The organism is Streptomyces sp. SBT349, assembly GCF_001083795.1.
In the GTDB taxonomy this organism is placed as follows: Bacteria; Actinomycetota; Actinomycetes; order Streptomycetales; family Streptomycetaceae; genus Streptomyces.
Genome location: NZ_LAVK01000291.1, coordinates 1 through 9,454 on the forward strand (window position 1 = coordinate 1; position 9,454 = coordinate 9,454).

General features: G+C 76.6%; 1 protein-coding gene. It reads right to left on the bottom strand.

Going from position 1 to position 9,454, the window contains the following annotated elements; translation table 11 throughout:
- Window positions 1-9,454 (bottom strand): type I polyketide synthase (locus ADY01_RS40930; protein WP_049578862.1); only part of this gene is annotated, 9,454 nt, incomplete at both ends.

Below are 9,454 nucleotides of genomic sequence, written 5' to 3' on the forward strand. Positions count from 1 at the left end.
CTCGCCCATGTGGCGGGCGAGCGCCACGGGGGTGGGGTGGTCGAACAGCGCGGTGGAGGCGAGCCGCAGGCCGGTCACCTCGTTCAGGCGGTTCCGCAGTTCGACGGTGGCGAGGGAGTCGAAGCCCGCCTGGGTGAACCCGCGCCCCGGCTCGATCGCGTCCGCGCCCGCGTGGCCGAGGGCCAGGGCCGCCTTGGCGCGGATCAGGTCGAGCAGCGCCTCCTCCGTCTTCGCCGCGCCGAGGCCGGTGAGGCGGCGCCGCAGCGCGGCGGCCTCGGCGGCGGCCGTTCCCGTGCCCGCCGTGGCCGCGCCGCGGCGGGCCCGCGTCGGGACGAGGTCCCGCAGCAGCGGCGGAACGGCGCCGGCGGCCTGGAGCGCCGCCGGGTCGAGGCGGAGCGGGACGAGGTGCGGTTCCGGGGTGCGGCAGGCCGCGTCGAACAGGGCCATGCCCTCGCCGGTCGTCAGCGGCACGGCGCCCGACCTGGCCAGCCGGTCGCGGTCGGCCCGGGCCAGTTCACCGGCCATGCCGACCTCCCACGCGCCCCAGGCCAGGGACTGCGCGGGCAGACCCTCGGCGTGGCGGTGGTGGGCAAGGGCGTCGAGGAACGCGTTGGCGGCGGCGTAGTTCGCCTGGCCCGCGCCGCCGATGACGCCGGAAGCCGAGGAGAACAGGACGAACGCGGCCAGGTCCAGGCCCTTCGTCAGCTCGTGCAGGTGCCAGGCGGCGTCCGCCTTGGGGCGCAGCACGCGCTCCAGCCGCTCGGGCGTCAGCGACTCCACCAGCCCGTCGTCCAGTACACCGGCCAGATGGACGACGGCGGTGAGCGGGTGGTCGTCGCGCACGCCGTCGAGGAGCGCGGCGAGCCCGTCGCGGTCGGCGACGTCGCAGGACCGCAGCTCGGCGGTGGCGCCGAGGGCGGCGAGGTCGGCCGACAGCTCCGCGGCGCCCGGCGCGTCGGCGCCGGAGCGGCTGACGAGCAGCAGACGGCGCGCGCCGCGTTCGGCCAGGTGCCGGGCGAGCGCCCGTCCCAGGGCGCCGGTGGCGCCGGTGACCAGGACGGTGCCTTCGGGGTCCCAGGGCGCGGGCGGCTCCTCGGGGGTGGCGCGCCCCGCGCGGACGAGCCGGGGCACGTGGGCCGTGCCCGCGCGGAGGGCGAGCCGGGGCTCGTCCGAGGCGAGCGCGAGGGCGAGAGGTCCCGGGGCGAGGGGCTGTCCCGCCTCGGCGTCGAGCAGGACGAAACGGCCCGGGTGCTCGGCTTGGACGGAGGCGAGCAGGCCCCAGGCGGCCGCCGCGGCCGGCCGCACCGGCGCGTCGCCCAGGCGGACGGCGCCGCGGGTGACGAGGACCAGGCGGGCGGGGGCGAACTCCCCCGCGAGCCATGCCCGCACCAGGTCGCCCGCGCGGCGCGCGATGTCGTGCGCGGCCTCGGGCGGCGGCAGACCGGGGTCCGGGTCGAGCGGGACGAGGACGGCCTCGGGCAGGGGGCCGCCATCGGCGAGGTCCTTGGCCAGGTGGACCGGATCGGCGTGGAGGGCGAGGCCATCGAGACCGGCCAGCCCCTCGGCACCGGCCGGGTCGATGCCCGCCCACCGCCGCACCGCGTCCCCCACGTCCGTCGCGTCCGTCGCGTCCGTCGCGTTCCCGACGTCCGCCGTGGCGGTCGGCAGGGCGCGCCACTCCACGCGGTGCAGGGCGTCCTGGCGCCGCGCGAGCTGGTCCTCCGTGACGCGCCGGGTGACGAGCCGACCGATGCGGGCGACGGGCAGGCCGACCGTGTCGGTGAGGGTGACCGAGACTCCGTCGTCGCCGGTGGGGCGCAGGCGCACCCGCAGGTCAGGGGCCCCGGGCGCGTGGCGGGTGACGTCGTGCCAGGCGAACGGCAGCCGTCCGGCCGACTCATCCATGGCGTCGAGGCCGCCCGCGTGGAGCGCCGCGTCGAGCAGCGCCGGGTGGATGCCGTAGCGGGCGGCGGCCCCGTGCTCCTCCTCGGGCAGGGACACCTCCGCGAGCAGGTCGTCCCCGTCGCGCCAGGCGGCGCGCAGGCCCTGGAACGCCGGGCCGAGGTCGAATCCGTGGGCGGCGAACCGCTCGTAGAAGTCGGCCGTGTCGATCGCGGACGCGCCGGGCGGCGGCCACGCGGTGGCGTCGGGCTCGGGCGCGGGGGCGTCACCGGCGGGGGTGTCACCGGCGGGGGCGAGGACGCCGTCGGCGTGCCGCGTCCAGGGCGCCTCGGCGTCGGCGGCCGGGCGGGAGTGCAGGGTGAGCGGGCGGCGGCCCGCTCCGTCGGCCGCTCCGACGCGCACCTGGACCTGGGCCCGCGCGCCGCCCGGCGGCAGCACGAGCGGTGCCTCCAGGGTGAGTTCCTCGACGCGCCCGCAGCCGGCGTGCGCGCCGGCGTGCCAGGCCATCTCCACCAGGGCGGTGCCGGGCACCAGGACGGTGCCGAGGATGGTGTGGTCGCCGAGCCACGGCTGGTCGGCGGCGGAGAGCCTCCCGGAGAGCAGCAGCCCGTCGCCGTCGGCGAGCGTCACCACGTCGGGGAGCAGCGGGTGCGCGTCGGCGGCGGCCGGGGCCCCTCCCGGGGCGCCGGGGGCCAGCCAGTAGCGCCGGCGCTGGAAAGCGTAGGTGGGCAGGGGAATGGTCCGCGCGCCGGCGGGCGCGGGGTAGGCGGCGCGGTGCGCCGCGTGGCCGCGCACATGGAGCCGCCCGAACGCCGCCGCGAGGGCGACGGGCTCCTCGTGGCCGCCGCGCAGGGTGGGGAGGAACGCGGTGTCGCGGGCGTCCGGCAGGCACTCCTCGCCCATCGCTGACAGCACGGCGTCGGGCCCGAGTTCGAGGAAGGTGCGCGCGCCCCGCTCGTGCAGGTACGCGATCCCGTCGGCGAACCGCACGGGCTGCCGCGCGTGCCGCACCCAGTAGGCGGGGCCGGCCAGTTCGTCGTCGTCGATGACGGCGCCGGTCACCTCGGAGACGACGGGGATGCGCGCCGGGCGGAAGGTGACGCGTTCCGCCACGGTGGCGAACGCGTCGAGCATGCCGTCCATGTGCGGGGAGTGGAAGGCGTGGGAGGTCCGCAGCCGCTTGGTCCTGCGGCCCACGGCCGCCCAGTGGACGGTGGCCTCGTCCACGGCGTCGGCGTCCCCGGCCAGGACGACGGAGGCGGGACCGTTCACCGCGGCCAGCGCGAGCCGTCCCTCGTGCGAGGCGAGGAACGGGGCGGCCTCGTCGGGGGTGGCCTGGACGGCGAGCATCGCGCCGTCGGCGCGCTGGGCCTGCATCAGCCGGCCGCGGGCGGCGACCAGCAGGCAGGCGTCGGGGAGGGAGAGCACGTCGGCGACGTGTGCGGCGGCCAGTGCGCCGGCCGAGTGGCCCAGCAGGTGGTCGGGCCGCACCTGCCAGGACTCCAGGAGCCGGAACAGCGCGACCTGCACGCCGAACAGCGCGGGCTGGGCGTACTCGGTACGGTCGAGCAGTTCCGGCTCGGCCTCGATGACCTGCCGCAGCGGGCGGTCCAGGTGCCGGTCGAACTCCGCGCACACCGCGTCGAAGGCGGCGGCGAACGCGGGGTGGGCGGCGGCGAGTTCGGTGCCCATGCCGGGCCGCTGGCTGCCCTGGCCGGTGAAGAGGAACGCGAGGGTGCCGTCGACCGGCGTTCCCCGCGCCACGCGCGGCGCCCGCGCGCCGGACGCCAGGGCGTCCAGGTCCGTGAGCAGCGCGTCCCGGTCCGTGCCGTCCGAGACGGTCAGCGCCGCGCGGTGGGCGAGCGCGGCCCGGCCGAGGGCGAGCGAGCGGCCCACGTCGGCGGGGAGCGCGTCGGGGTGGGCGGCCAGGTGGTCGCGCAGCCGGAGGGCCTGGGCGCTCAGCGCCTCCGCGGAGTCGGCGGAGAGCAGCACGGGCACCGGGAACGCCCGGGTTCCCGGCGCGCGGGCGTCGTCCGCCGCGCCGTTCTCCCGGCCTGTGTCGAAGGGCAGTTCGAGGATGGCGTGGGCGTTGGTACCGCTGACGCCGAACGAGGAGACGGCGGCGCGGCGGGGACGGCCGGTGTCGGGCCACTCCACCGACTCGGTCAGCAGCCGCACCGCGCCCGCGTCCCAGTCCACATGGGAGGACGGCCGGTCCACGTGCAGGGTGCGCGGCAGGACCCCGTGGTGCATCGCCTGCACCATCTTGATCACCCCACCGACACCCGCCGCCGCCTGCGCGTGCCCGATGTTCGACTTCAACGACCCCAGCCACAGCGGCCGTTCACCCTCCCGGCCCTGGCCGTAGGTGGCCAGCAACGCCTGCGCCTCGATCGGATCACCCAGCGCCGTACCCGTGCCATGCGCCTCCACCGCGTCCACCTCGTTCGCCGACAGGCCCGCGTTGACCAGCGCCGCGCGGATCACCCGCTGCTGCGCCAACCCACTCGGCGCGGTCAGCCCGTTGCTCGCACCGTCCTGATTGACCGCGCTCCCCCGCACCACCGCCAGCACCCGGTGACCGTTGCGCCGCGCGTCCGACAACCGCTCCAGCAGCAGCATCCCGACACCCTCGGCCCAACCCGTCCCATCCGCCCCCTCCGCGAAGGGCTTGCACCGCCCGTCCGGCGCCAGCCCACGCTGCCGGCTGAACTCCACGAACGCGCCGGGGGTCGCCATCACGGTGGCGCCGCCCGCCAACGCCATCGCGCACTCCCCGCTCCGCAGCGACTGCACCGCCAGATGCAACGCCACCAGCGACGAGGAACACGCCGTGTCCACCGTCACCGCCGGCCCCTCAAGCCCGAACGTGTAGGCGACGCGCCCGGAGGCGACGCTGCCCGCGCTGCCGTTGCCGAGATATCCCTCCAACTCCCGGGCGGCAGCCGAGCCGTTGCCGTAGCCGCCGTGGAGCAGGCCCGTGAAGACGCCGGTGGCGCTGGAACGCACCGAGGCCGGATCGATCCCCGCCCGCTCGAACACCTCCCAGGACGTCTCCAGCAACAACCGCTGCTGCGGATCCATCGCCAGCGCCTCACGCGGCGAGATCCCGAAGAACCCGGCGTCGAACTCCGCCGCCCCATACAGGAACCCGCCCTCCCGCACATACGACGTCCCCGACCGCTCCGGATCGGGATCATAGAGCGACCCGACATCCCAGCCGCGGTCCACCGGGAACGCCCCAACGGCGTCCACCCCCTCCGCGACCAGCCGCCACAACGCCTCCGGCGAATCCACCCCACCCGGATACCGGCACGCCATCCCGACGACCACCACGGGATCCTCGCCACCCCCCGCCACCGCGGGCTTCGGGGTCAACGGTTCGGCGGACACGGCCCGTTCGGCCGTCTCGGGTGCGAGCCGCGATCGCAGATGGGCCGCGAGGGCCCCCGGCGTGGGGTGGTCGAAGACGGCGGTGGACGGCAGGCGCAGTCCGGTCGCCGCGTTGAGCCGGTTCCGCAGCTCGACGGCGGTGAGCGAGTCGAAGCCCAGCTCCCTGAACGCGCGTTCCGCGTCGACCGCCTCCGTGGTGTCGTGTCCCAGCACGGCGGACGCCTGGGTGCGGACGAGCGTGAGGAGTTCCGCGGCCGACGCCGTGGCGAAACCGCCCGCGCCGCCGTCGCCGCCGGTGCCCGGCAGGCGCCGGCGGGCGGCGGCGCGCACGAGTCCGCGCAGCAGCGGCGGCGTCTCGCCGACCGCCGCCCTGGCCCGGAGTGCGGCCGTGCGCAGGCGGATCGGCGCGAGCAGCGTCTCGGCGGCGGTCAGGCCCGCGTCGAGGAGTGCCAGCCCCTCCTCGGTGGAGAGTTCCTCGATCCCGGCCTGCCCCATCCGGGCCAGGGCCTCCGGGCCGAGTCCTCCGGTCATGCCACTGCGTTCGGCCCACAGGCCCCACGCCAGCGACACGGCGGGAAGGCCGAGCGACCTGCGGTGCAGCGCCAGCCCGTCGAGAAACGCGTTCGCCGCCGCGTAGTTGCCCTGGCCGAGGCCGCCGAGGAGTCCCGCCGCCGAGGAGAACAGCACGAACGCCGCGAGGTCGAGGTCGCGGGTCAGCTCGTGCAGGTGCCAGGCCGCGTCCGCCTTGGGGCGCAGCACGCGGGCGAGCCGCTCCGGCGTGAGAGTGCCGACGACTCCGTCGTCCAGCACCCCGGCCGCGTGGATCACGGCGGTCAGCGGGTGTTCGGCCGGTATCGCGGCCAGCAGCCGGGCCAGTTCCTCGCGGTCCGCCGCGTCGCAGGCGGCGACGGTCGCCGTGGCGCCCGACTCGGCCAGCTCCGCGACGAGTTCGGCGGCCCCGGGCGCGTCGACGCCCCGGCGCGAGACCAGCAGCAGCCGACGCACGCCGTGCGCCGCGACGAGGTGGCGCGCCACCTCGCTGCCCAGCGTGCCCGTGCCGCCGGTGATGAGCACGGTGCCCGCCGGGGGCAGCGGGCGCCCGGGGGTGGCGCCCGGCGCGGGCAGGGTCAGGACGATCTTGCCGACGTGCCGGGCCTGTTGCAGGTACCGCAGCGCCTCCGGCGCCCGCCGCACGTCCCAGGTGGTGGCGGGCAGCGGTGTGAGGACGCCGGCCCCGGCCAGTTCCAGCAGCTCGTGGAGCAGGTCGCGGACCCGGTCAGGACGTGCCTCGACGAGGTCGAACGCCCGGTAGGTGACGTCGTCCCTGAGGGCGCCGCCCCTGATGTCGGTCTTGCCCATCTCGATGAACCGGCCGCCGGGCGCGAGGAGCCGCTGCCCCGCGTCGACGAACGTGCCGGCGAGCGAGTTGAGCACGATGTCGACGCCCCGGCCGCCGGTCGCGGCGCGGAAGGCGTCCTCGAACCCGAGGGCCCGGGAGGACGCGATGTGGTCCGGGTCGAGACCGTGCGCGCGCAGGGTCCGCCACTTGCCGGGGCTCGCGGTGCCGAAGACCTCGGCACCCCAGTGCCGGGCGAGCTGCACGGCGGCCATGCCGACGCCTCCGGCCGCCGCGTGCACCAGGACCGTCTCGCCGTCCCGCAGGCCGCCGAGGTCGCGCAGCCCGTAGGCGGCGGTGAGGAACGCGATGGGAACGGTCGCCGCCTGGACGAACGACCAGCCGTCGGGGATCCGCACCAGCATGCGGTGGTCGGCGACGGCGAGCGGCCCGAACGATCCGGGCAGCAGGCCCATCACCCGGTCGCCGGGGCGCAGGTCCGCCACATCGTCCGCCACGTCGAGGACGACGCCCGCGCCCTCGCCGCCCAGTTCGTCGCGGCCCTCGCCGCCGTCCCGGCCGGTCACCATGCCCAGGGCCAGGACGACATCGCGGAAGTTGACGCCCGCGGCGCGCACGGAGACCCGCACCTGCCCCGGGCGCAGCGGTTCGGTGACCTCGGGGCAGGCGGCGAGCACCACGTTCTGCACCGTGCCGCCACCCGCCGACCCGTCGCCGAGACGCAGCCGCCAGGCGCCGGGCGCCTCAGGTCCCTCGGGCGCCTCCGGCGAGTCCGGCGCGGCGAGCGGCGGCGTGTGCCGGTCGAGGCGGGGAACGTAGGCGGTGCCCGAACGCAGCGCCAGCTGCGGTTCGCCACCCGCCACGGCCGCGGCCACCGCCCCGTCGGAGGCCGGGTCGTCGTCGGTGTCCAGGAGCGTGAAGCGGCCCGGATGTTCGGCCTGCGCCGAGCGGAGCAGGCCCCACGCCGCCGCGCCCGCGAGGTCGGCGACATCCTCGCCCTGCTGGACGGCGACGGCGCCGCGGGTGACGAGAACGAGCCGCCTGCCCTCGTTCGCGTCGTCCGCCAGCCAGCCGCGCGCCCGTTCCAGGGCATCGGCGACGGCGGCGTGCGCGGCGCGCGGCAGGTCGCCGCGCTCCCCCGCGTCCGCGTCCACGCCGAGGCGCATCAGCACCGGCTCGGGCGCGCCCCCCGCGGCGGGGTCGCCCTGGGCGGGTTGGGGAGTGGTCGGGGGCAGAGGGGACCAGATCACGCGGAACAGGAAGTCCCGTGCGATGCCCGCGGCGTGGCCCACGACCGGGGCCTCTCCGGCCGAGAACGGCCGGGCGACCAGCGAGTCGACCGTCAGAACCGGCAGGCCCCGGTCGTCGGCGACGTCGATGGCCACCTCGTCGGCCCCGCGTCCCGACAGCCTGACGCGCAGCACGGTGGCGGCGCCCGCGGCGTGCAGGGTGACGCCGCGCCAGGAGAACGGCAGGCGGCCCTCGCCCGCCAGCACGCCGCCGACCCGGAGCGCTTGCAGCCCGGCGTCGAACAGCGCGGGGTGCAGCGCGAAGTCCCCGGAACCACGCCCCTCGGCGGCCTCGGGCAGCTCCACCTCGGCGAAGATCTCGCCGTCGGCTGCCCCGCCACGCCGCCAGGCGGCACGCAGCCCGCGGAACGCCGGGCCGTACTGGAAACCGGCCTCGGCGGCGCCCGCGTAGAAGTCGGTCAGGTCCGCGGCGACCGCGCCCTCCGGCGGCCAGGTGGTCAACTCACCTGAGGGAGCAGGGACGTTCGGGGAGATGACCCCGGTCGCGTGCCTGGTCCACTCGCCGGACGCGCCCGTCCGCGCGTGCAGGCTCAGCGACCTGCGGCCCGTCTCGTCGGCGGCGGACACGACGAGTTGGAGATACGTGTCCCCGGACACGGCCAGGGCGAGCGGCGCTTCGAGGACGAGTTCGTCCACGTGTCCGCAGCCGACCTGGTCACCGGCGTGCACGGCCATCTCCAGCATCGCCGTGCCCGGCAGCAGGACCACGCCGTTGACCGCGTGATCCGCCAGCCACGGGTGCGAACGCGGCGACAGGGCCCCGGTCAGCAGGAACCCGTCGCTGTCCACCAACTCCACGCCCGCCGCGAGCAGCGGATGCTCGGCCTCGCCAAGCCCCAGCCGCGCGGCGCTCACCGTACCGGTGCCCGCGTCGAGCCAGTAACGCCGGTGCTGGAAGGGGTAGGTCGGCACGTCGACATGCCGACCGCCGGCGAACACGCGGTCCCAGGCCACCGGAACGCCCTGCACCCACGCCTCGGCCAGCGAGGCCACGAAGCGCTCCATCCCACCCTCGCCCCGCCGCAGCGAGCCGATCGCGGTGGCATCCTCGATCGCCATCGTCAGCACCGGATGCGCACTGGCCTCGACGAAGGTCCCGAAGCCCTGAGCGACCAGCGACTCCACCACCGGCGCGAACCGCACCGTCCCCCGCAGATTCTCGAACCAGTACGCCCCGTCCAGACCCGCGGTGTCCAACTCCGCACCCGTCACCGTGGAGTAGAACGGCACCGACCCCGAACGCGGGGTGAGGGAAGCCAGATCCGTCAGGATCCGCTCCCGCAGACCATCCACCTGAGCGGAATGCGACGCGTAATCCACCGGAATGCGGCGGGCCCGCACCCCATCCACCTCACACGCGGCCAGCAGCTCGTCCAACGCCCCGGGCTCACCCGAAACAACCGTCGCCCGCGGCCCGTTGACCGCCGCCACCGACAACCGCCCACCCCACCCGGCGATGCGCCCCTCCACCTCGGCCACCGGCTCCGCGACC